A 21,242-nucleotide genomic window follows, 5' to 3' on the forward strand; every position below is an offset into this window, starting at 1 on the left:
CTCGTGGAGTCGTTCGTCCGGCTGGTGGGGGTGGCCTGCGCCGTCGGCCTGCTGACCTCGTGCGGCTCGTCCGGGTCGTCGGCGACGGACCCCGCGGGCCCGTCGAGACCGGCGACCGTCACGGTCACCTCGTCGCCGACCCCGAGCGAGAGCCCGTCCACCGGGCCGAGCGACGTGGACGAGGACTCTGCCATCCCGCCCGAGCTGGTGGGGACGTGGCAGAGCGTCGACCAGGGCACGGCCGAGGACCTCATCGAGATGCACGCCGACGGCTCGTACCTGCGCGCCACGATCCTCATGCAGCAGCGGCCGTCCGGCATGTTCAGCTTCTCCATCGGCGCCAAGGGCGACATCGAGATCGACGGGACGACCCTCCGCCTGGTGCCGACGTCGGGGACCGAGTCGCTGACCGACCCCGACGCACCGAGCGACAGCTACACCGACCGCCCGCTCGCTGACCTCACGCCGGACGAGTACGAGTGGTCGATGTCCGGCGGGTCGCTCTGGCTCGACGGGCAGTACGGCGTCGTCGAGTTCCGACCCTCGGCCCCATGACCGGGATCCGCGCGTGGCTGACGGCCAACCTGCTGCAGGTCACGGTCACGGTCGTGGTCACCCTGCTGCTGGCGCTCGCCACCTGGTCGGGCGCCAAGGCCAACGGCAGCTGGCAGCAGGCCACCCGCCAGGAGGCGCGGAGCACGACGGCCCGGGTTGAGACGGTCCGCTTCGTCTACCAGTCCGAGCTGTCGCTGGCGATCGGCCTGGCGCAGGCACGGGTACGGCGCGACACCGTGCGGAGCCTGGACGCGCCGGACGTGCCCGAGGTGGCCGGGGAGGTCGCCGCCACCGACCAGCTGGTGGCACAGCTGGAGATGAACGTCGACCAGGCCAGCAACGAGCTCGCCCGCGGCGACGCCTACACGACGGCCGACGGCGGGTACGACGTGCCGCGCCGGCTGGGCGACGTCATCGACAAGGAGGAGGTCACCGACCTCGACATGAGCGCGGCGACCATGCGCGACGGCGACGGCTGGGCGCGGTGGACCACGGTCTGGGCGATGCTCGCCCTCGCCGTCGCGGCGGCCTACGTCGTCCTCGCGGCGGTGCGCGGTCGCCGGCGACGCCGTACCGACCCCGCGAGCGCACCCGACGTCGGACTGATCCCGGCTCCGTGGAACGAGCCACGAACGGGAAGACTGATCGGGGCCCTGGCCCTCGCCGCCTGGGTCGCGCTGCCGGTGCTCACCGCCGAGCAGCTCGCGCTCTCCGACGAGTCGGGCCGCGCGGCCGCCGAGTCGTCGCGGCTCATCTCCCAGATCTCCGGGTCCGCCACGGTGAGCCAGGTCCGCAGCGGCGCGGCGTCCGACCTCCAGATGCGCGGCATCGACCTGTCGATGACGGGCCTGTCACGGCAGTACGCCGCCACGCTCGACGGCTCGCAGGGACAACAGCTGCTGGGGACCGCGGAGGAGCAGGCCGGCGCGCGGTGGCTCCAGGTCGCCGCGGCCATGACGGAGGCGCCCACCGCCGAGGACGGGGTGGACCCGATCACCGTCGAGTGGCTCGCCTCCGAGCCCGCGGACTGGCAGCGCCTGGCTGACCGCCAGGAGGACGTCCAGATCGCCTCGGAGCACGCGGGCACGTACGGCGACGCGGTCGCCCTCGCCCTGCTGATGGCCGCCCTGGCGGCCACCGCCGCCACGGTGGCACGGCTCCCGGGCGGGCTGCGCCGCTCGGCCTCGTTGCTCGCCGGGTCCCTGCTCGCGGTGGCCACGGCGATCGGGGTGGTGGCGGCGCTCGCCTGAGGCATCGGGTGGGGTCGACGCCGATCATCCGGGGGCGAGGCGGGGGTGTACCCCACCCGCCCTTCCGGGTGAGCCCACGAACGAACGCCCTGCGTAGCGTGGCTCTGCCCTGAGCCACCTCACGAAAGGGGTCCACCCATGGGTTACGGACTCGGCATCTTCCTGCTCGCGCTCGGCCTCATCCTGGCCTTCGCCGTCCAGGACGCCATCAACGGCGTGAACCTCACGATGGTCGGCTACATCCTCGCGGCGGTCGGCGCGCTCGCCATCGTCCTGACCGCGATCACCGCGAACCGCAGCCGCGGCGCGCACACGGTCGCCACCACCACGCACTCCGACGGCAGCCAGACGGTCGAGGAGCGCAGCAACCGGGTCGACTGACCACCACCGACGCCCCCGCCTGCGGTTCACTGGGCGGGTGGGGGAAACCAGGCAACGTCTCGGGACGGCGCGGCTGGAGGACGGGAGCCGCGTCGCCTACGCGCTGACCGGCAGCGGACCGCCGCTGCTGGTCGCGCCGGGCTGGCTCAGCCACCTCGAGCTGGGCTGGTCGATCCCCGCCGAACGGATGTTCCACGAGGCGCTCTCCTCCGGGCGCACTCTCGTGCGCTACGACCGTCCGGGCTGCGGGCTGTCGGACCCCTACGACGGTCCGCGCTCGATGGCGCTCGAGCTTGCGACGATCCGCGCGGTGACCGAGGGACTGGGCGTCGAGCGTTTCGACCTGCTGGGCTGGTCGCTCGGCGCCGCCGTGGCCGCGCAGTGGGCGGCCGACCACCCGACGACCGTCGACCGACTCGTGCTGTACGGCGGCTGGGCGGACGGCTCGGCGATCGGCGACGCCGACAGCCGCCGCCACCTGCTCGGCCTGCTTGCGTCCCACTGGGGCCTGGGCTCCGACCTGCTCACCGACCTGTTCGCGCCCGAGACCGACGCCGGCACACGCCGGGTGCTGGCCTGGTACCAGCGGGCCGCGTCGTCCTCGGAGTCGGCGGTGGCTCTGCTGTCGCTGGCGTACTCGCTCGACGTACGTCCTGCCCTCGAGCGGATCCAGGCGCCCACGCTGGTCCTGCACCGGCAGGGTGACCGCGCGGCGCCGCTCGCGCAGAGCCGTCTGCTCGCCCAGCGGATCCGCGGGGCCGAGCTCGTCGAGCTCGAGGGCCGCTCGCACCTGCCGGCCATGGGCGACTCGGAGGCGGTGGTGGCGCAGGTACGTCGCTTCCTGCGCCTCCCCCGGCTGCGCCGGTCCGTGCCCACGAGCCTCACCCCGCGCCAGTCCGAGGTCGCCGCCCTGGTGGCCGAAGGCCTCAGCAACCGCGAGATCGCGGACCGGCTGACGATCTCCGAGCGCTCGGCCGAGTCGCACCTGGAGCGGATCCGGCTGCGGCTCGGGTTCCGGTCCCGCGCCCAGGTCGCGGCCTGGTACGTCGCGCAGGTGAGGTAGTTCCACGGCTGCGCCGGAGCGGGTGGCCGGCGGAGCATGGTGGGGTGACCCGACGACCTGCCTTCCTGTTCCTCTCCGCCCTCGGCTGGCTGGGGTTCGGCGCGGTCACGGCGTGGACGATCCCGTTCCTGGCCGATGTCGTCGTGCCTCGCACCGTCGACGGTCCGGCCCGCACGAGCACCCCGACCGCCGTCGTGGTCGACCTGGCGCTGCTCGGGCTCTTCGCCGCCCAGCACTCCGTGATGGCGCGACGCTCGGTCAAGGGCTGGATGCGCCGGCGGGTGCCCGCCCCGCTCGAGCGCACGACGTACGTGCTCGCCACCGACCTGTGCCTCGCCCTGCTGGTGTGGCTGTGGCAGCCGTTCGGCGGCGAGGTCTGGCACGTGTCCTCGCCGTTCGCGTTCCTGTTCTGGGCTCTCTGCGCCGCCGGCTGGGTGCTGGCGATCGCCGCGACCTTCGCCGTCGACCACGCTGAGCTGACCGGGCTGCGGCAGGCCGGCTGGGCCGCGCCCCGGGCCGTCTCGACCGAGCTCGAGGTGGGCGGGATGTACGCGTTCGTGCGGCACCCGCTGATGACCGGTCTGCTGCTGGCCTTCTGGGCGACGCCACACATGGGCGTCTCGCACCTGCTGTTCGCGGCCGCCTCGACCGGGTACATCGCGATCGGCGTCCACTTCGAGGAGCGCGACCTGCGGCGGACGTTCGGGGCGGCGTACGACGCGTACGCCGCGCGAGTGCCAGCCCTCGTGCCCTGGTACCCGCGCCGTCGTCCGGCGTCAGGGCATGTCGAGGGTCGCGAGGTGAGCGTGCACCGCTGACACGACCACCGACCCCTCGCCGACCGCCGAGGCCACCCGCTTGACCGAGCCGGAGCGGACGTCGCCGACGGCGAAGAGCCCCGGGACCGAGCTGGCGAACCCGTCGTGCGTGACCACGAAGCCCTTGTCGTCGAGGTCGACGCCGGAGCCGGCGAGCCAGCCGGTGTGAGGTTCCGCGCCGATCATCAGGAAGAGGCCGGCCGCGTCCTGCCGGACGTCCCGGTCGGTGCCGTGGTCGTGCCAGGTCACCGCGTCCAGCCGGCCGTCACCGTGGACCGCGACCACCTCCGACCTCGGGTGCACGGTGATGCGCTCGTGGTGGGTGAGCCGCTGCGCCAGGTAGTTGGACATCGTCGCCCTGAGGTCGTCGCGCCGGATCAGCACGTGCACGTGTTCGGCGTGCCGGGCGAGGAAGAGCGCGGCCTGCCCGGCGGAGTTGGCACCGCCGACGACGACCGCGTGGCGTCCCTTGACGACCTTGGCCTCGAGCTCGCCGGCGGCGTAGTAGACGCCGCTGCCCTCGAGGTCGGCGATACCGGGGACGTCCATGCGGCGGTACCGCACGCCGCTGGCCACGACGACCGCGCACGCGGTGACCTCGTGCTCGTCGTCGAGCCGGACGCGGAACCCCTCGGGGACGCGGGACAGTCCGGTGACCGAGCGGGGCGAGACGAGGCGGGTGCCGAACTTCACCGCCTGCAGCATCCCGGCCCGCGCCAGCCCGACCCCGGAGACGCCGGAGGGGAAGCCGAGGTAGTTCTCGATCCGCGACGAGCTGCCGGCCTGGCCACCGATCGCGACGTCCTCGACCACGACGACGTCGAGCCCCTCGGACGCGCCGTACACCGCCGCGGCCAGCCCGGCCGGCCCGGCGCCGACCACGAGCAGCTCGCAGCTGGTGTCCCCGCCCTCGAGGCCCCAGAGGTCGATGCCGAGCGCGGTGGCGAGGTCGCGGGTCGACGGCGAGGGCAGCACCTGCCGGCCCCCGGTCACCACCGCGGACCCGGTCTCGGGCAGCGTGCAGGTGGCCGCCAGCTCGGACCACGCGGTGACGTCGGACCGTACGACGGTGCGGTACGGGATCTGGTTGCGCTCGGCGAAGTCCTGGAGCCGGTGCAGGTCCCGGTCGTCGTCCCCGGCGAGCACGAGGCCGCCCTCGCCCATCCGCTTGAGCATGGTGCGCCGGGCGTCGAGCGCCGACAGCACGACGTCGCTCAGCCCGCCGGAGATCTCGAGGAGCCCGCGCAGGTCCTCGACCCGCACGCGCAGCAGCACCGTGTCCACCATCGCCACGCCCGGCAGGAAGGCGCGCTGGCCCATCAGCATGCCGAGCTCGCCGACGAAGTCGCCCGCCTCGACGACGAAGACCACCCGGTCGTCTCGCTGGTCGACGAGCAGCACGCCGCCGGAGAGCACGACATTGAGGTCGTACGGGTCGCCGGCCTCCCAGAGCACCTCGCCCGCCTCGGGGTGCAGCTCCTGGCCGACCGACCGCAGCAGTTCGAAGGCGTCCTCGCTGAACACCGGCCAGGCGAGCGCATCGACGTCGTCCTCGCGGCGGGACGAGTACAGGGTCCGCTCGTCGGGCTCGGGGATCGGCCTCATAGGGCTCGCAGCGTAACCCCGCGATCAGCCGCCGGGCCGACCGCCACCGACCGCGTCCTGACTAGGGTCGACGGATGGCCGGCCACCCCGTACTCCTCCACACCGCGATCGACGCCCGCGACTGTCGCGGGCTCGCGGAGTTCTACCGGCAGCTGCTCGGCCTGCACTACCGCGAGGGCGAGGAGCCGCCGACCGACGGCAGCCCCGATGACGCGGACTGGCTGGTCCTGCTCGACGACGACGGCCGCCGGGTGGTGACCGTCCAGCAGAAGCCCGACACCACTCCCCCGACCTGGCCGTCGGAGGAGGTGCCGATGCAGATGCACATGGACTTCAAGGTCCCGACGGTCGAGGACCTCGAGGCGAGCCGGTCCCGCGCCGTCGAGCTCGGCGCCCGGGTGCTCCACGACCGGTCCGCCGACGACGGCGAGCCGCTGTACGTGCTCGCCGACCCCGCCGGCCACCCCTTCTGCCTGCTCGTGCAGTAGGCACGACAGGATCGTGGGATGGATGCCTACGACGTAGTCGACTGGCGGCGGCGCGTCTTCGCGCTGTACGCCGAGGTACGGGCGGAGGCCGACCCGGCGGCCGGGCACGCCCGGTGGCGCGAGGTACGGGACGACCTGTTCGCGCACCACGCCGCCTCGCCCCTGCTCCCCGACCTGCGCGAGGGCTTCCGCGGCCTGACGGTCGCGCCGTACGACCCGGCCTGGCGGTTCGAGGTCGAGGTGCGCGCGGCCGAGCCGACGCCGTGGGAGGTGCAGACGGGGACCGATGGCGTGGTCGCGTTCGAGCAGCTCGGCGTCGCGCCCCTGCCGGGGGTCGGGGACGTCGACGTCTGGCGGCTCACGTCGTACGGCGGCGGGCTGTTCGTGCCGCTGCGCGACGCCGGCTGCGGGCGACCGGGCGGGGCGTACGGCGGCGGCCGCTACCTGCTCGACACGGTCAAGGGCGCGGACCTCGGCGGTGACGGCGGCCGCCTCGTCATCGACCTCAACTTCGCCTACGCGCCGTCGTGCGCCTACGACCCGTCGTGGGCCTGTCCCCTCGCGCCGCCCGGCAACCGGGTCGACGTCGAGGTCCCGGTGGGCGAGCTGGCGCTGTCCTAGCGGCCGATCAGCCGTCGCCGGGCGTCGAGCGCGCCCAGGTGCGCGACCAGGTCGTCGGCCGCTGCGCGCAGGGCGTCGTCCGTCATCGGGGCCAGTGCGTCGAAGATGAAGATCGTGGCGGTCGTGTCGTCGGTCAGCGCCGTCCGCCGGCCCTGGCGCCAGTTCCACCGTCGGCAGGTCACGCCCACGCCGTCGCGCCAGACGACCTCGCCGGGCTCCGGGTGCTCGAGCACCGGCTCCCCGTCGGCGACGGTGTCGAACACCTCGTCCCCCTGCGCGCGGACCAGCCGGGGCGGCCCGTCGTACCGGTCCAGGTCCTCGCCGCCCACGGGCACGCGGTGCAGCACCGAGATCGCGTTGTAGACGTCGGTCAGCCGGTTCACGCGTGGCAGCCCGGCGGGTGCCCGCCGGACCAGCGCCTCCAGGCTGTTGCGGGTACGCGTGGGCTTGGCGCCGAACGCGCGGTACGCCTCGCGCCAGGCCGCGACGTGCTCGAGCTCGTCGGCCGGGCCCGCGACCGAGGTCTCGGCCCGCGCGAGCAGTGCCTCGCTCGCGGCGTCGCCCGGTCCCGGCGTCAGCCCGGCCACGGCGACCAGCAGCACGCGGTAGTCCGGGCGGACGGCGAACACGTCGTCGTCGACCGTGGCCCCGGCCAGGTACGCGTCCAGGTCGGTCGACTCCCTCACGCCGCCATCCTGCCCTGCTCCCTGCGGGCGCGCGATTGACTGAACGTTCAGTCTGGGAGAGAGTCGGGGCCGTGAGCAGCGTGGACGCGGTGGTCGTCGGCGGGGGGACCCTCGGCGCGTGGACGGCCTGCTTCCTGGCCGAGGCCGGCCGCAGCGTCGTGCTGGTCGAGGCGGCCACGCTGGGCGCCGGGGCGAGCAGCCGGGCTGCGGGGATGGTGCGCGCACAGGGCGGGACCGAGGCGGCGATCCGGCTGGGGATGTTCAGCCGCGACTTCTACGCCGGCCAGCCGGACCGCTACCCGCTCGACTCCGGGTTCGTGGCCCAGGGGTACCTGATGCCGTGCTTCACCGACGAGGAGGTCGCCGCCGCGCAGGAGCGGATCGCCCTCCAGCGGTCCCTGGGGCTGGACGTCGAGTGGTGGGACGGCGACGAGGTCGACCGCCGCCGCACCGGGCTCGCGCCCGGGGTGACCAGCGGCGCGTCGTACGCCGCGGGCGACGGGTACATCGACGCACCGCGCAACGTGCTGGCCTACACCGCCGCGCTCGTCCACCTCGGGGTGGCGGTCCGCGAACGCTGCGCCTTCACCGGTCTCCGGGTCGAGGACGGGCACGTGGTCGCCGTCGAGACCAGCGCCGGCCCGATCGAGACCCACGCCGTGGTGCTCACCGGTGGGCCCGACCTCGCCCGGGTCGGCGAGCTGGCCGGCGCCCGGGTCGTGGCCGGCGGCACCCGCCACCAGGTCGTGGTGACCGAGCCGGTGCCGGGCGTCGACGTGCACGCACTCCCGATGGTCTTCGACGTGACGTCGGGCATCTACTGGCGACCCGGTGACGACGGCGGCCTGCTCTGGGGCATGAGCAACCCCGACGAGCAGCCGGGGCCGGGGCTCGAGGTCGACTGGCCGTACTTCGAGAAGATGCGGGAGCGGGTCGGCGACCTGTACCCCGCCACCCGCGGACTCGGCGTGCGCCGCGCCTGGGCCGCGACCATCGACTACACGCCGGACCACCTCCCGATCATCGGTCCCCTGGTGCGGCCCGACGGACGGGTCGACGGTGCCGTCGTCGCCAGCGCCGGCGGCCACGGGATGATGTGGGGCCCGGGCGTCTCCCGCGCCACGGCCGACCTGGTGCTCGACGGACGGACCGACCTGCTGGACCTCACCGACCTCGGCCTCGACCGGTTCGACGCCGACGGGAACAGCCGCCTGGCGGCCGACCCGATCGCCCTGCCCTTCCCGCACAGGACTCGCTGACCATGGACCTGACCCCGCACGTCGGTCCCGCGATTCGTCAGCGATTGCCCCGCGGGGAGCACCCGGAGGATCGCTGACGAATCGCGGGAGGCGACGACCTACCGGACGTCGAAGCGGTCGATGTCCATGACCTTCGCCCACGCGGCGACGAAGTCGCGGACGAACTTCTCGTCGGCGTCGGCCGAGGCGTAGACCTCGGCGATCGCGCGCAGCTGGGAGTTGGAACCGAAGACCAGGTCGACCGCGGACGCCGTCCAGCGCACGTCACCGGTGCGGGCATCGCGGATCTCGTACTCGCCCTCCTCGGACTGCGAGGCCTTCCACTCCGTACCTGCCGCCAGCAGGTTGACGAAGAAGTCGTTGGTCAGTTGTCCGGGCCGGTCGGTGAGGACACCGCGCGACGACCCACCGACGTTGGTGCCGATGGCCCGGAGGCCGGCCACGAGTACCGCCAGCTCGGGCGACCCCAGCTCGAGCATGTAGGCCCGGTCCAGGAGCAGGACCTCGGGCTGCTGCTTCTCGCCCGGCCGCACGTAGTTGCGGAACCCGTCGGCCTTGGGCTCGAGGACCGCGAACGACTCGACGTCGGTCTCCTCCTGGGAGGCGTCGGTCCGTCCCGGCGTGAAGGGCACGGTGACGTCGTGGCCCGCGTCGCGGGCGGCCTTCTCGACGGCCGCTGCCCCGCCGAGCACGATCACGTCGGCCAGCGAGACCCGCTTGCCGCCGGACTGGCCCTCGTTGAAGGCCTGCTGGATCCCCTCGAGGACCGGCAGGACCTTCGCCAGCTCGTCGGGCTGGTTGACCGCCCAGCTGCGCTGCGGCTCGAGCCGCAGCCGCGCTCCGTTGGCGCCGCCGCGCTTGTCGGTCGTCCGGTAGCTGGCCGCCGACGCCCAGGCGGTCGTCGCCAGCTGGGCGACGGTGAGGCCGGAGCCGAGCAGCGTGGCCTTCAGGTCGGCGACGTCCACGTCGTCCACCAGCTCGTGGTCCACCGCCGGCACGGGGTCCTGCCACAGCTGGGCCTCCGGCACCCAGGGGCCGAGGAACCTCGAGACCGGGCCGATGTCGCGGTGCAGCAGCTTGTACCAGGCCTTGGCGAAGGCCAGCTGGAACGCCGCGTTGTCCTCGTGGAAGCGCCGCGAGATCGCCTCGTACGCCGGGTCCTGGCGCAGCGCGAGGTCCGTGGTGAGCATGGTGGGCCGGTGCTTTTTGGAGGAGTCGAACGCGTCGGGGTACGTCTCATCGGCGTCCTTGGCGACCCACTGCTTGGCGCCGGCCGGCGACTCCGTCAGCTCCCACTCGTGGCCGAAGAGGCTGTCGAAGAAGCCCGAGCCCCACCGGGTCGGCGTCGGCGTCCAGGTCACCTCGAGACCGCTGGTGATGGCGTCGGCGCCCTTGCCGGTGCCGTAGGTGTTCGCCCAGCCGAGGCCCTGGCTCTCCAGCGGGGCACCTTCCGGCTCGGGGCCGACGTGGTCACCCGAGGAAGCACCGTGGGTCTTGCCGAACGAGTGGCCGCCGGCGATCAGCGCCACCGTCTCCTCGTCGTTCATGGCCATCCGGCGGAACGTCTCCCGGATGTGCTCCGCGGCGGCGAGCGGGTCCGGCACGCCCTGCGGACCCTCGGGGTTGACGTAGATCAGGCCCATCTGGACCGCGCCCAGCGGACCCTCGATCTCGTCGTTGCCGCCGAGCCGCTCGTCGCCCAGCCACGCGTCCTCCGGGCCCCAGAAGATCTCCTCGGGCTCCCACATGTCGGCGCGCCCGAACCCGAAGCCGAACGTCTCCACCCCCATCGACTCCAGGGCCACGTTGCCCGCGAGCACCAGCAGGTCGGCCCACGAGATCGACTGGCCGTACTTCTGCTTGATGGGCCACAGCAGCCGACGGGCCTTGTCGAGGTTGGCGTTGTCGGGCCAGGAGTTGAGCGGCGCGAACCGCTGCCCGCCGTCACCCGCCCCGCCGCGGCCGTCCTCGATGCGGTACGTGCCGGCCGCGTGCCAGCTCAGCCGGATGAACAGCCCGCCGTAGTGGCCGAAGTCCGCCGGCCACCAGTCCTGCGAGTCGGTCATCAGGGCCACCAGGTCGCTGCGCAGCGCCTCGACGTCGAGGCTCGCGAAGGCCTCGCGGTAGTCGAAGTCGGCACCCAACGGGTTGCCCCGCGGGTGGTGCTGGTGGAGGACGGCGAGGTTCAGCTGGTTGGGCCACCAGTCCTGGTTGGAACGGGGCCGCTGGGTCTTGGCCTGGGGGGCCTTGATGGCCGGGTTGCTGCTCTCGGACACAGATGTCCACTTCCTTCTCGTTGGTTGGGCTGGTTGCTGGGATGGGGTCAATCGGTGCAGGAGGGACAGCGGCCCCAGTAGACGACCTCGGCCTCGTCGATCACGAAGCCGCCGGCGTCGGAGGCGACCAGGCACGGCGCCTCGCCGACCGCACAGTCGACGTCGGCGATCACGCCGCACGACCGGCACACGACGTGGTGGTGGTTGTCGCCGACCCGCGACTCGTACCGCGCCACCAGCCCGCGCGGCTGGATCCGTCGTACCAGGCCGGCCTCGGTGAGGGTGCGCAGGCTGTCGTACACCGCCTGGTGCGACACGTCCGGGAGGTCACGGCGTACGACGCCGATCAGCGCGTCCGTGTCGGCGTGCGGCGCCTCGTGCACCGCCGCCAGCACCGCCACCCGGGGCCGCGTCACCCGCAGCCCCACCCCCCGCAGCCGCTGCTCGTGGTCGGTCGGGGTCACCCGTCGATCCAAGTACCTTTTCTTGAACCAGTCAAGAAAGTGACGCGCACGGCCGCGCGCCGGCCATCGTCAGGAGTGGCGGGGCGGCAGGGTCGTCGTGGAGGTGTCGTCCCCGGCGGTGGCGTCCACGGCGGGGGTCAGCACGCTGAGGTCGGCGGTGAACGAGGCGGAGTCGCTGACGTAGTTGATGTTGAGGCCGAGGTCGAGCGCGTCCTTGGGTGCGGCGTTCGGCAGCTGGCACTGCACCTTGGCGATCTTCGGGTTGCCGGCCATCGGCGTGATCGCGCCGCAGGTCCACGCGCCGTACGAGCCGCCCGTGACCTCGACGTAGTTGGTGAGTCCCGCCACCGTGACGTCGATCGCGAGGTCGGCCGTGCCGCCCGAGAGCGAGACCGGGACCGCGACCTGCATGGGAAGGCCGGGCGACTCCGGACGGGGGGTGAGGGTGAGGGTGCCCAGGCTCGCCGCGACGTTCACGGCAGCAGTGGGGTCCTGGGTCGGGTCGGGGGTGGCCGACGAGGCCGGGCCGCCTCCCCCGGTCGGTGCGTCGGTCGGGCTGGTGTCCGACGTCGGCAGCGTCGTCGGGTCGCCGACACCCGTGGGCGTCGGGTGGCTGGTCGGCCCGCCCGTGGGGCCGACCGTCGGCGTCGTCGTCCACAGCGTCGTCGGGTTGTACGTCGGGTACGTCGTCGGCCCGCCGGACGTCGGGAGGCCGGTCGGGCCACCCGAGGGGTCGGTCGACGCGGTCGGCGGACCGGCCGTCGGGGTCACTCCCGAGGTGGGTGCGCCCCCGCTCGTCGCCAGAGCCGGTGTGGCCGAGCCGTCGGTCGCGGTGGGCGCCGACAGGCCCTCGGTCGGCTGGCTGCCCAGCCGGTTGGCGACGTCCGAGGTGATCTGGTCCGGACCCGGGTCGGCGGACGGCTCGGAACCGAGCGGTGCGGTGAACACGGCCAGCATCGCGACCAGCGCGACGGTGGAGGTCGACGCGACGACCGCCATGCTGGCCGCGCCGCCCTTGACCAGGCCGAGGATCCCGGCCTTGGCGGCCGAGCCACTCGTCTCGACGGCGCCCGGGCCGATCGTCCCGGACGAGGCGGCACCGTGGGCCTGCCCGACCGCGCCGAGGTAGGCCGGCGCGGCGGCACCGAGGACCAGGGGGGCGAGCAGCACGCCGAGACGGGCGTTGACGGAGTCGAGCTCGGCCAGCGCGCTGCGGCAGTACTCGCACGCCGCGACGTGGCCGTCCACCTTCTTGCTCTGGGCCGGCGTCAGGCCACCCCGCACGGCGCCGGACAGCAGCGGCCAGACCTCCGCGCAGGTCGTGGTCGGCGCGCTGACCAGGTGGGCGTCGAGGTACGCGCGGCGCAGGCCCTCGCGAGCGCGGTAGCCGAGCGCCGAGACACCACCGACGTTGATGCCGAGGATGGTCGCGATCTCCTGGCGGTCGGCGCCCTCGACGAACGACAGCCACAGGAACGTCTGCCACCGGTCGGGCAGCGCCCCGAACGCCCGGGCCAGGGTGGTCCGCTCGTAGACGGTGTCGAACAGGGAGTCCTCGGGCGGCGCGTCCGGTTCGGCCGCGGCCTCCGGGTCGTCGGCGACGACGAGCCGGCGCGTGCGCCGTGATGCGTCGACCGAGACCGTGCGCACGGTCTGGAGCAGGTACGGGCGGAACGCCGACTGCGGCCCGCCGCCGGCACGGATGCGCGTCAGCAGCTTCTCGAACGCCTCGGCCACCACGTCGTCGGCGGCCGCGCGGTCGGTCAGCGTGCGCGCGAGGGCGGTCGCGGCGGGGCGGTGACGGCGGAACAGCTCGGCGTACGGGGCGTCCTCACCGTCGCGGGCGCGGGCCACCAGGTCCGCGTCACCGAGCCGGCTCAGCTCGTCGCCAAGTTCCACGTCCACGTCCCTCTGACCTACGGCAACCGGACTGTACCGGGGAGGCGCAATCGTCCCCGGCACGGCATGCTGACATCACCGGGGCGTGTACCTCTCACAGGTGCAGCTCACAGGGGAGCCGAGGGGCTCCACGAGGGAGTGTGGCATGGATCGCGAGCCGCTGGGGTGGACCGTGAAACGTCACGTCGTGGACGTGACCTTTCGCGAGCTCGAGCTCCCGCGACCGGGTCGCGTGCACCGGTACCTGACCGTCGGCCAGGCATCCCCGGCGGAGGTCATCGAGCCCGATTTCGCCCAGGACCTGGGTACCGACCTCGGACCCGAGCTCGGGCAGGACTTCGGGGAGCGTCGCGCGAAGTCGCGAGTCTCCGCTGGAGGGCCGTCCCCCGCGCCGTGAGAGGTGGGCGCGGGGAACGGCTGCCGGTGCTCGGGTAGCAGCCCCCCAGCTGTCCGAGCAGGGCCGGCGACGTCGAGTCGCCCCGTACTCGGTAGACGCTCCCGGGGGGCCCGGGATCACGCGGACCGTCGCTCCACGCCTGGCCGGTGGTCCAGCGCGGTCTGGTCCGGTCGCGGCCGGTGCGGCCGGATCTCAGGTCAGCCGGACGCGCGGGTCGATGACGCTGTACAGCACGTCGACCACGATGTTGGCCACGATGATGAGGGTGGCGCCGATCAGCACCGTGGCGGAGATGATCGGCAGGTCGGTGCGCTGCACCGCGTCGAGCGCGGCCAGGCCGAGACCCTGGATGCCGAAGATCTTCTCGGTGAAGACGGTGCCCGCCAGCAGGCCGGCGAAGTCCAGGCCGAAGATCGTCACGATGGGCACGATCGCCGCGCGCAGGCCGTGCTTGAGCACGACCCTCTTCTCCGAGAGGCCCTTGGCGCGGGCAGTGCGCACGAAGTCCTCGTTCAGGGTGTCGACCATGCTGCCGCGGCTGAACCGGGCGTACTGCGTCGCGAAGCCGATGCCGATCATCAGCCAGGGCAGCAGCATCCCGCCGACGTACTTGAGCAGCCCCTCGGAGGCCGGGGAGAAGTACCCGGTCGCCGGGAAGATGCCGAGCGCCTGCACCAGGTAGAGGTAGGCCAGCAGGAGCAGCAGGTAGAACGGGATGGCGTTGATGAACAGGCTGGTGCTGACGATCGCCTTGTCGGCCGGCGTGCCCCGTTTGCGGGCCGCGAAGACGCCCGTCGAGAGGCCGAGCACCAGGAAGCAGATCGCCCCGCCGACGGCCACCGACATGGTCGCGGGCAGCTTGTCGCGCAGGTACGGGAAGACCGGCACGCGGTACTTGAACGAGACGCCCATGCACGGCCAGCTGCAGTCCATCGAGATGCCGCCCGACTGGATGTGGCGGCCCTTCACGTAGCCGCTCATGTACTCGACGTACTGCTTCGGCGCCGGCCGGTCCAGGCCCATGCTGTGCCGGATGTTGTCCAGGCGCTGCGGCGTGCACCGCGACTCCGGGCAGTACGCGAGGGCCGGGTCGTTCGGGCCGTAGAAGAAGATCGCGAACACGACCATCGACACCGCGACGGCGACGAGCATGCCGGCCACCAGCCGCCGGACGATGTACCCGAACATGAGCGGATCGTCTTGCCGCCCGCGCCCCACGACAACCATTCGCCGGCAAACGAACGTCGAAGCGTGACGTACGGCGCCGTCCGTGACGTTCCCGTGACCCGATGGCGTCCTGGCGTGGGGTGCCAGAAATGGCGCGATCGCGGCCGAACAGCAGGTTTCCGGCTCCGGAAGCTGCTGTAACCGCGCGATCGCGCGATTACCGGCGACCTCTCAGGTCAGGCGTACACGGGGGTCGATGACGCTGTACAGCACGTCGACGACGATGTTGGCCACGACGATGAGGGCGGCCGCGATGAGGACGCAGGCCGAGACCATCGGGAGGTCGACGCGACGCTCGGCGTCGAGGCCGGCGAGGCCGAGGCCCTGGATGCCGAAGATCTTCTCCACGAAGATCGTGCCGGTCAGCAGGCCGGCGAAGTCGAGGCCGAAGATCGTCACGACCGGCACGATCGCGGCCCGCAGCGCGTGCCGCATGATGATCTTGCCCTCGCCGACGCCCTTGGCCCGCGCGGTGCGGACGTAGTCCTCCCCCATCACCTCGATCATGCTGCCGCGGCTGAACCGCGCGTAGTACGACGCGGAGGCGATGCCGATGATCAGCCAGGGCAGCAGCATCCCGTCGACGAACTTCACCGGGCCGTCGACGAATGGCGAGTAGTAGCCGGTGTCGGGGAACCAGCCGAGGCGCTGGACGAAGTAGAGCCACGACAGCAGGAACAGCAGGTACGACGGCATCGCGTCCACGAACAGGCTGGCGCTGATGATCGCCTTGTCACTGGTCGTCCCGCGTCTTCGCGCCGCGATGATGCCGATGCCCACCCCCAGCACCAGGAAGATGGTCGCGCCCCCGAACGCCACCGCGAGCGTCGCCGGGACCCGCGCCATCAGGTAGTCGCGCACGCTGACGCGGTACTTGAACGAGACGCCCAGGCAGGGCCACGAGCACTCCACGGAGATGCCGCCGTTGGTGATCGTGCGGCTCTTCACGTACCCGCTCATGTAGTCGAGGTACTGCGCCGGCGCCGGCCGGTCCAGCCCCATGCTGTGGTGGATCTGCTCCAGCTTGGCGGGCGTGCAGCGTGTCTCGGGGCAGTACTGGTACGCCGGGTCGTTCGGGCCGTAGAAGAACAGCGCGAAGACGGACATCGAGACGACGATCAGCACCATGACGCCGGCGATCAGCCGCCGGACGACGTATCCGAACACGGGGGTCAGTGGATCACGTCGCGCAGGATTCCCAGGAATCGGTCGAGCAGCGGCGGCCAGGCGAACGCCGACGGGCGGGTGTAGCCGAGCACGATGGCCGGCGGGTACGGGTCCGCGCCGTGCCGCAGCACGTCCAGCCCGACCAGCCAGAGGCCGCGCCTGGCGGCCTCGTCGACGACCGCGCGCTCCACCCCCGGACGGTCCGGCAGCGACACCAGGATGTGCCCGCCGGCCGCGATGCCGGAGGTGGTGAACGGTCCGCCGGCGTCGATGGCGGCGACCAGCTCGGCGACCCGGCGCCGGTACGTCGCGCGCCGGGCGCGCACCAGGCGGTCGTAGCCGTAGGACTCCAGGAACGCCGCGAACGTCAGCTGGCTGGTGACGTCCAGCCCCTGTGTCACGACCTCCTGCACGCGGCGTACCTCGCGGACCCAGCCCTCGGGCAGGACGGCCCAGCCGAGGCGTATGCCGGGGCCGAGGATCTTCGAGGCGGTGCCGAGGTAGGCCACGTGGTCCGGGGCGGTGCCCTGGAGGGCGCCGACGGGCCGCCGGTCGTAGCGGAGCTCGCCGTCGTAGTCGTCCTCGATGACCAGCCCGCCCGTGCGCCGCGCCCAGGCGACCAGCTCGCGCCGCCGGTCGGTGGAGAGCGTGACGCCGATCGGGTACTGGTGCGCCGGCGTCACGAACACCGCGTCGGGACGCAGCCGGTCGAGCTCCCTCACGCGCGCGCCGACGCTGTCGACGGGCAGCGGCACGATCCGCAGACCGGCGTCCACGACGGCGTCGCGGTGCGGTCCGTGGCAGGGGTCCTCCATGGCCATCGTGCGGCCGCCCCGCGCGGCCACGACGCGGGCGAGCAGCCACAGTGCCTGGGTGACCCCGGCGGTCACCACGGTCCGGTCGGGGTCGGCGCTGACGCCGCGGGCGCGGCCCAGGTACGTCGCGAGCGCCAGCCGCAGGGCCGGGGCGCCCTGGCCGTTGCCGTAGTCGAACGAGCCCGGCTCGGCGTGCGCCAGTGCGTCGCGGCCAGCGCGCAGCCAGGCGGTGACCGGGAACCCGCCCGGCTCGGGCGCGCCCGGCAGGAGGTCCAGGGCCAGCCGTCCGGTGCGTGGCCGCGAGGGACCCGCAGGCACGAGGGTCGCCACGTCGGCGACCACGGTGCCGGCACCGGTGCGGGCCTCGAGGTACCCCTCGGCGACCAGCTGCTCGTACGCCGCCGCGACGGTGCCCCGGGCCCAGCCGAGGTCCTCGGCCATCGCGCGCGAGGACGGGACGCGCTGCCCGGCGGCCAGCCGGCCGGAGCGGATCGCGCGACGCAGCGCGTCCTCGAGGCTGCTGCGCCGGCGCGTCTGGTGCGTCTCGACGTGGAGGTCGAGACCGAACTGCGTCACGAGCCCATCATCACGCGGGCCGGCGTCACCCGTGGAGCTCACCGATCGACCCGGCGGAGCAGGCCACCAGCCGGTCGCCGAGAGCGGTGCGGCGGTACAGCACGCGCCGACCGGCGCGCTGCGACGTGAGCAGACCGGCGCCCACGAGCACCGAGAGGTGGGCGCTCACGGTCGGGGCGGACAGCTCGACCCGGCCGGCCAGCAGCGTGGTCGTGCGCGGGACGTCGAGCTCGCCGAGGATGGCGGCCCGCGACCGGCCGACCAGGCTGGCCAGCGACGCGGGCGGGGCGCCGGCGTCGTCCCAGAGCAGCCCGGCGCCGCGCGCGCCGTACCCGAGGACCGCACCCTCGGGCAGCTCCGAGCCGACCAGCACGTCGGGCCAGCGGAACACGCAGGGCACGAGCCAGAGCCCGCGGCGCTGAGCCGTGGGTGCCCGCCGCGGGCCCTGGCCGCGGATCTCCAGGACGTCCCCGGCCAGGGAGACGTCCGGATGCATCTCGGTCAGCGTCGCGGCCAGCCCTTCGGCCGCCAGCACGTTGACGTGGTGCGCGACGTCGGCGTCCTGGATCGCGACGACCCGCTCCCAGACGGGTTCGAGGAGCGCGGACCAGTACCCCGTGAGCGCCGCGGCCAGCCGGTCGGCGTACGCCGCGGGGGTCCACGCGTCGTACCTGCCGGGGTACGTCGCGCGCAGCCGGTCCAGGTCGTCGGCGGCCGCCTCGGGGCAGGTGAGCGCCACCGTGCCGAGCTGGTCGCGGGCCGGCAGGTGACCGTTCGCCGGGGCCGGCGTGAGCGCGCGAGGCACCCAGCCGCCGGGTGCGCGGGCGACGTCGGCCAGCAGGCGGACGTCGAAGCCGACCTGCTGAGGAGTCCGGTCGCGGACCAGGTCGCGCAGCTGGGCGTGCAGGCGGGCGTGCAGCACGGGCGGTTGCGGTCGGAAGAGGACAGCCAGGCTGGCCGTCACCTCCCACACCGCGCTGGTGACGATCCGGGTGCGAGCGACGGCGGCCACGTCGAGGTCGATGCTGATCATCGGGCGCGACGGTAGTGGCCCACCGGCCCAGACGGATGGGCCACCGGGATGCGGTGTTCTTGGGCCAATCACGGTGGGATCACGGAACCGTCACGCCACGATGTCGAGGGCGGTCCCTCGGCTCCGACGTCTCCTGCGACAGTGACCCGAACGAGGAGGAACGACCGTGAAGTACGTGATCCTGATCCACTCCAACCCCCAGCCGTGGGGCCACCCCACCGACCGGTTCACCGAGGAGGGGCGCGCGCAGAGCGAGGAGTTCCACGCCGCGTCGGCCCAGCAGTTCGACGCGCTGATGGAGGAGATCAACGCCTCCGGCGAGTTCGTCACCGCGATGGCGCTGGCCGACCCGGCGTCGAGCACGCTGTACGGCTGGAGCCCGGCCAACGGCGGGGAGCACCTGCGCACCGACGGGCCGTACGCCGAGACCAAGGAGCAGCTCGCGGGCTTCTTCATGATCGACTGCGCGACCCGCGAGCGGGCCGAGGAGATCGCCGAGCACTTCGCCCAGCCCGGCGGCACGGTCGAGCTGCGGCCGGCGATGTGGGGTGACGGCGACGACCAGTGACGACCAGTGACGCCTACGAGGACGTGTGGCGGGCGGCCTGGCCCCACGTCCTCGCGGCCCTGTTGCGCAGGTACGGCGACTTCGAGGCGTGCGAGGACGCCGTCCAGGAGGCGCTGCTCGCGGCCGCACGTCAGTGGCCCGACGAGGGGACGCCCGACGACCCGAAGGCCTGGCTCGTCCGGGTCGCCTCGCGGCGCCTGATCGACGCACGGCGGTCCGAACGGGCCCGCGCGGGACGGGAGGACACGGTCGCCGAGCTCGTCGAGCCCGGACCCGCGAGCGAGCGGGACGACTCCCTCGCGCTCCTCCTGCTCTGCTGCCACCCGGCGCTGAGCCGGCCGTCCCAGGTCGCGCTGACCCTGCGCGCGGTCGGCGGGCTGAGCACGGACCGGATCGCCCGGGCGTTCCTGGTGCCCGAGCCGACGATGGCCCAGCGGATCAGCCGCGCCAAGGCGCGGCTGCGGGAGCTCGACGCGCCCTTCGCCGTACCTCCCCCGGCCGAGCTCCCGGCTCGCGTCGCGGCGGTGGCCCACGTGCTCTACCTGGTGTTCACCGAGGGCCACACCGCCACCGTCGGAGCCGGACTCGTGGACGTGTCGCTCGCGGACGAGGCGATCCGGCTGGCCCGCCGGCTGCACGAGCTCCTGCCCTCGGACCCGGAGGTCGCGGGCCTGCTGGCGCTGATGCTGCTCACCGACGCGCGCCGGCCGGCCCGGCTGGCGGACGACGGGTCACTGGTGCCGCTGGCCGACCAGGACCGGTCGCAGTGGGACCGAGCCCTGGTCGCCGAGGGCGTCGCGCTGGTGGAGGCGGCCCTGCCCACGGGTCCGGTCGGCCCCTACCAGCTCCAGGCCGCGATCGCCGCCGTGCACGACGAGGCGCCATCCGCGGCCGAGACGGACTGGGTGCAGATCGAGGTGCTGTACGGCATGCTCGCAGACCTCGCGCCCGGCCCGGTCGTCACCCTGAACCACGCCGTCGCGGTCGCCGAGACCCGGGGGCCGCAGGCCGGGCTGGCGATGGTGGAGCCGCTTCTCGACGACCCGGCCCTCCGGCGTACCCATCGCGTCCATGCCGTCCACGCCCACCTCCTCGAACGTGCCGGCCGCGTCGACGAGGCCCGCGCGGCGTACACGCGTGCCGCCCGCCTCGCCACCAGCGTCCCCGAGCAGCGCTACCTCTCGGCCAGGGCGGCCGGGGAGACCTGACGCGCACCGGTCCGGGCGGCGCCGATGCCCGCGGTGACGACGAAGGCGATGCCGGCGACCGCGAGGACGTCGGGGACCTGGTGCAGGAGGACCAGGCCGACGACGAGGGCGAAGGCCGGCTCGAGGCTCATCAGGGTGCCGAACGCGGAGGTGGTCAGGCGGCGCAGGGCGAGCAGCTCGAGGGTGAAGGGCACGACGGGCAGGAGGACCGCCAGGCCGATGCCGTAGACCAGGATCTCCGGGGTCAGCCGGCCGAACGTGCTGGGGCCCGCGACGACCGTGGCCGTCAGCGCCGCGACGGGCATGGTGACGGCCAGCGCCTTGATGCCCGCGACGCCGTCGCCGACGTGCTGGGTGAGCAGGATGTAGGCCGCCCAGCAGCAGGCCGCGGCCAGCGCGAACCCGACCCCCAGCAGGTCGACGCCGCCCTCCCAGGGCTGGGTCAGCAGCAGCACACCGGCCGCGGCGAGCACGGGCCACACCTTCGTCCCACCCCTGCCCCGCGCGACCGCGACGCCCAGCGGGCCGAGGAACTCCAGCGCGCTCGCCGTGCCCAGCGGCAGCCGCGCCAGCGATGCCATGAACAGCAGCGTCACGCCTCCGGTCACCACGCCGAGCAGCACGCACGCACCGAGGGTCCGGCGGGGGAAGTCGGACCGACGGGGGCGCACGACGACGAGCAGCAGCACGGCGGCCCACGCCAGCCGCAGCCAGGCCGCCCCCTCGGCGCCGATGTCGTCGATGAGCCCGACCGCGAGGGCCAGACCGACCTGGACGCTGAGCATCGAGGCGACCGCCATCGAGGTGCCGACGCCGGCCGCCGACCGGGGCGCCCGCACCCGGCGTACCGAGGAGTCCAGGAGGGTCATGGCCCCCATTCGACCCG

General features: G+C 73.5%; 21 protein-coding genes. 11 read left to right on the forward strand and 10 right to left on the reverse strand.

Annotated features, from left to right (window positions below):
* The first annotated feature begins 3 nt into the window (after positions 1 to 3).
* The 5 genes from ISU07_RS15825 (at position 4) to ISU07_RS15845 (ending at position 4,067) form a co-directional block, all read left to right on the forward strand.
* Entirely contained in the window at positions 4 to 555 is a 552-nt protein-coding gene (locus tag ISU07_RS15825; protein ID WP_194707790.1) for a hypothetical protein, read from the forward strand.
* The gene (locus ISU07_RS15830; protein WP_194707791.1) at positions 552 to 1,805 is read left to right on the forward strand and encodes a hypothetical protein; all 1,254 of its coding nucleotides are present in this window, start codon (positions 552 to 554) and stop codon (positions 1,803 to 1,805) included. The genes ISU07_RS15825 and ISU07_RS15830 overlap by 4 nt, the downstream gene beginning before the upstream one ends.
* Before the next feature lie 138 nt (positions 1,806 to 1,943).
* Positions 1,944 to 2,186, forward strand: coding sequence for a DUF6458 family protein (locus ISU07_RS15835; protein WP_194707792.1), 243 nt, complete (start codon positions 1,944 to 1,946; stop codon positions 2,184 to 2,186).
* A gap of 37 nt (positions 2,187 to 2,223) precedes the next feature.
* A complete protein-coding gene (locus ISU07_RS15840) occupies positions 2,224 to 3,249 on the forward strand; it encodes an alpha/beta fold hydrolase (protein WP_194707793.1) in 1,026 nt (341 codons plus the stop codon).
* A gap of 44 nt (positions 3,250 to 3,293) precedes the next feature.
* Positions 3,294 to 4,067: a methyltransferase family protein gene (locus tag ISU07_RS15845; RefSeq protein WP_194707794.1), complete on the forward strand. Its 774-nt coding sequence runs from the start codon at positions 3,294 to 3,296 to the stop codon at positions 4,065 to 4,067.
* Here the strand turns inward: ISU07_RS15845 and ISU07_RS15850 are convergent.
* Positions 4,026 to 5,672 carry an FAD-dependent oxidoreductase gene (locus ISU07_RS15850; protein WP_194707795.1) on the reverse strand — a complete coding sequence of 549 codons (1,647 nt, stop codon included), beginning with the start codon at positions 5,670 to 5,672 and terminating at the stop codon, positions 4,026 to 4,028. The two genes, ISU07_RS15845 and ISU07_RS15850, sit on opposite strands and share 42 nt — an antisense overlap.
* Positions 5,673 to 5,746: 74 nt before the next feature.
* Between ISU07_RS15850 and ISU07_RS15855 the strand changes: the two genes are divergently transcribed.
* A complete protein-coding gene (locus tag ISU07_RS15855; RefSeq protein ID WP_194707796.1) occupies positions 5,747 to 6,160 on the forward strand; it encodes a VOC family protein in 414 nt (137 codons plus the stop codon).
* A gap of 18 nt (positions 6,161 to 6,178) precedes the next feature.
* The gene (locus ISU07_RS15860) at positions 6,179 to 6,781 is read left to right on the forward strand and encodes a DUF1684 domain-containing protein (RefSeq protein ID WP_194707797.1); all 603 of its coding nucleotides are present in this window, start codon (positions 6,179 to 6,181) and stop codon (positions 6,779 to 6,781) included.
* Here ISU07_RS15860 and ISU07_RS15865 read toward each other — a convergent pair.
* Positions 6,778 to 7,467, reverse strand: coding sequence for a B3/B4 domain-containing protein (locus ISU07_RS15865; protein ID WP_194707798.1), 690 nt, complete (start codon positions 7,465 to 7,467; stop codon positions 6,778 to 6,780). The genes ISU07_RS15860 and ISU07_RS15865 overlap by 4 nt on opposite strands.
* Positions 7,468 to 7,538: 71 nt before the next feature.
* Here ISU07_RS15865 and ISU07_RS15870 point away from each other — a divergent pair, with 71 nt between their 5' ends.
* Positions 7,539 to 8,726 carry an NAD(P)/FAD-dependent oxidoreductase gene (locus ISU07_RS15870; protein ID WP_323742644.1) on the forward strand — a complete coding sequence of 396 codons (1,188 nt, stop codon included), beginning with the start codon at positions 7,539 to 7,541 and terminating at the stop codon, positions 8,724 to 8,726.
* 98 nt (positions 8,727 to 8,824) lie between these two features.
* Here the strand turns inward: ISU07_RS15870 and katG are convergent, their stop codons facing one another.
* The 3 genes from katG to ISU07_RS15885 all read right to left on the reverse strand — a co-directional run bounded on the left by katG (position 8,825) and on the right by ISU07_RS15885 (position 13,371).
* On the reverse strand, positions 8,825 to 11,002 hold the full coding sequence (katG, locus tag ISU07_RS15875) for a catalase/peroxidase HPI (protein ID WP_323742645.1): 2,178 nt from the start codon (positions 11,000 to 11,002) through the stop codon (positions 8,825 to 8,827).
* A gap of 47 nt (positions 11,003 to 11,049) precedes the next feature.
* Positions 11,050 to 11,466, reverse strand: a complete 417-nt coding sequence (locus ISU07_RS15880; protein ID WP_194707800.1) for a Fur family transcriptional regulator — start codon at positions 11,464 to 11,466, stop codon at positions 11,050 to 11,052.
* A gap of 69 nt (positions 11,467 to 11,535) precedes the next feature.
* Complete coding sequence (locus tag ISU07_RS15885; protein ID WP_194707801.1) at positions 11,536 to 13,371, reverse strand: sigma-70 family RNA polymerase sigma factor; 1,836 nt, start codon at positions 13,369 to 13,371, stop codon at positions 11,536 to 11,538.
* A gap of 139 nt (positions 13,372 to 13,510) precedes the next feature.
* Here ISU07_RS15885 and ISU07_RS15890 point away from each other — a divergent pair, with 139 nt between their 5' ends.
* A complete protein-coding gene (locus ISU07_RS15890) occupies positions 13,511 to 13,762 on the forward strand; it encodes a hypothetical protein (RefSeq protein WP_194707802.1) in 252 nt (83 codons plus the stop codon).
* Positions 13,763 to 13,954: 192 nt separating this feature from the next.
* Here ISU07_RS15890 and ISU07_RS15895 read toward each other — a convergent pair whose 3' ends face one another.
* The 4 genes from ISU07_RS15895 to ISU07_RS15910 all read right to left on the reverse strand — a co-directional run bounded on the left by ISU07_RS15895 (position 13,955) and on the right by ISU07_RS15910 (position 18,580).
* A complete protein-coding gene (locus ISU07_RS15895; RefSeq protein ID WP_194707803.1) occupies positions 13,955 to 14,950 on the reverse strand; it encodes an ABC transporter permease in 996 nt (331 codons plus the stop codon).
* 210 nt (positions 14,951 to 15,160) lie between these two features.
* Positions 15,161 to 16,156: an ABC transporter permease gene (locus ISU07_RS15900; protein ID WP_194707804.1), complete on the reverse strand. Its 996-nt coding sequence runs from the start codon at positions 16,154 to 16,156 to the stop codon at positions 15,161 to 15,163.
* 5 nt (positions 16,157 to 16,161) lie between these two features.
* Positions 16,162 to 17,547, reverse strand: a complete 1,386-nt coding sequence (gene pdxR, locus ISU07_RS15905; RefSeq protein WP_194707805.1) for a MocR-like pyridoxine biosynthesis transcription factor PdxR — start codon at positions 17,545 to 17,547, stop codon at positions 16,162 to 16,164.
* 25 nt (positions 17,548 to 17,572) lie between these two features.
* Positions 17,573 to 18,580: an ArsR/SmtB family transcription factor gene (locus tag ISU07_RS15910; RefSeq protein ID WP_194707806.1), complete on the reverse strand. Its 1,008-nt coding sequence runs from the start codon at positions 18,578 to 18,580 to the stop codon at positions 17,573 to 17,575.
* 166 nt (positions 18,581 to 18,746) lie between these two features.
* On the opposite strand from ISU07_RS15910, the gene ISU07_RS15915 reads away from it, so the two are divergent.
* A complete protein-coding gene (locus ISU07_RS15915) occupies positions 18,747 to 19,148 on the forward strand; it encodes a YciI family protein (protein WP_194707807.1) in 402 nt (133 codons plus the stop codon).
* A complete protein-coding gene (locus ISU07_RS15920; protein WP_194707808.1) occupies positions 19,145 to 20,356 on the forward strand; it encodes an RNA polymerase sigma factor in 1,212 nt (403 codons plus the stop codon). Before ISU07_RS15915 ends, ISU07_RS15920 begins: the two co-directional genes overlap by 4 nt.
* Here ISU07_RS15920 and ISU07_RS15925 read toward each other — a convergent pair.
* Entirely contained in the window at positions 20,323 to 21,225 is a 903-nt protein-coding gene (locus tag ISU07_RS15925; RefSeq protein WP_228522014.1) for an EamA family transporter, read from the reverse strand. The genes ISU07_RS15920 and ISU07_RS15925 overlap by 34 nt on opposite strands.
* Between the last annotated feature and the right edge of the window lie 17 nt (positions 21,226 to 21,242).

The sequence above is a fragment of the Nocardioides islandensis genome (genome assembly GCF_015352455.1).
Classification (GTDB): Bacteria; Actinomycetota; Actinomycetes; order Propionibacteriales; family Nocardioidaceae; genus Nocardioides; species Nocardioides islandensis.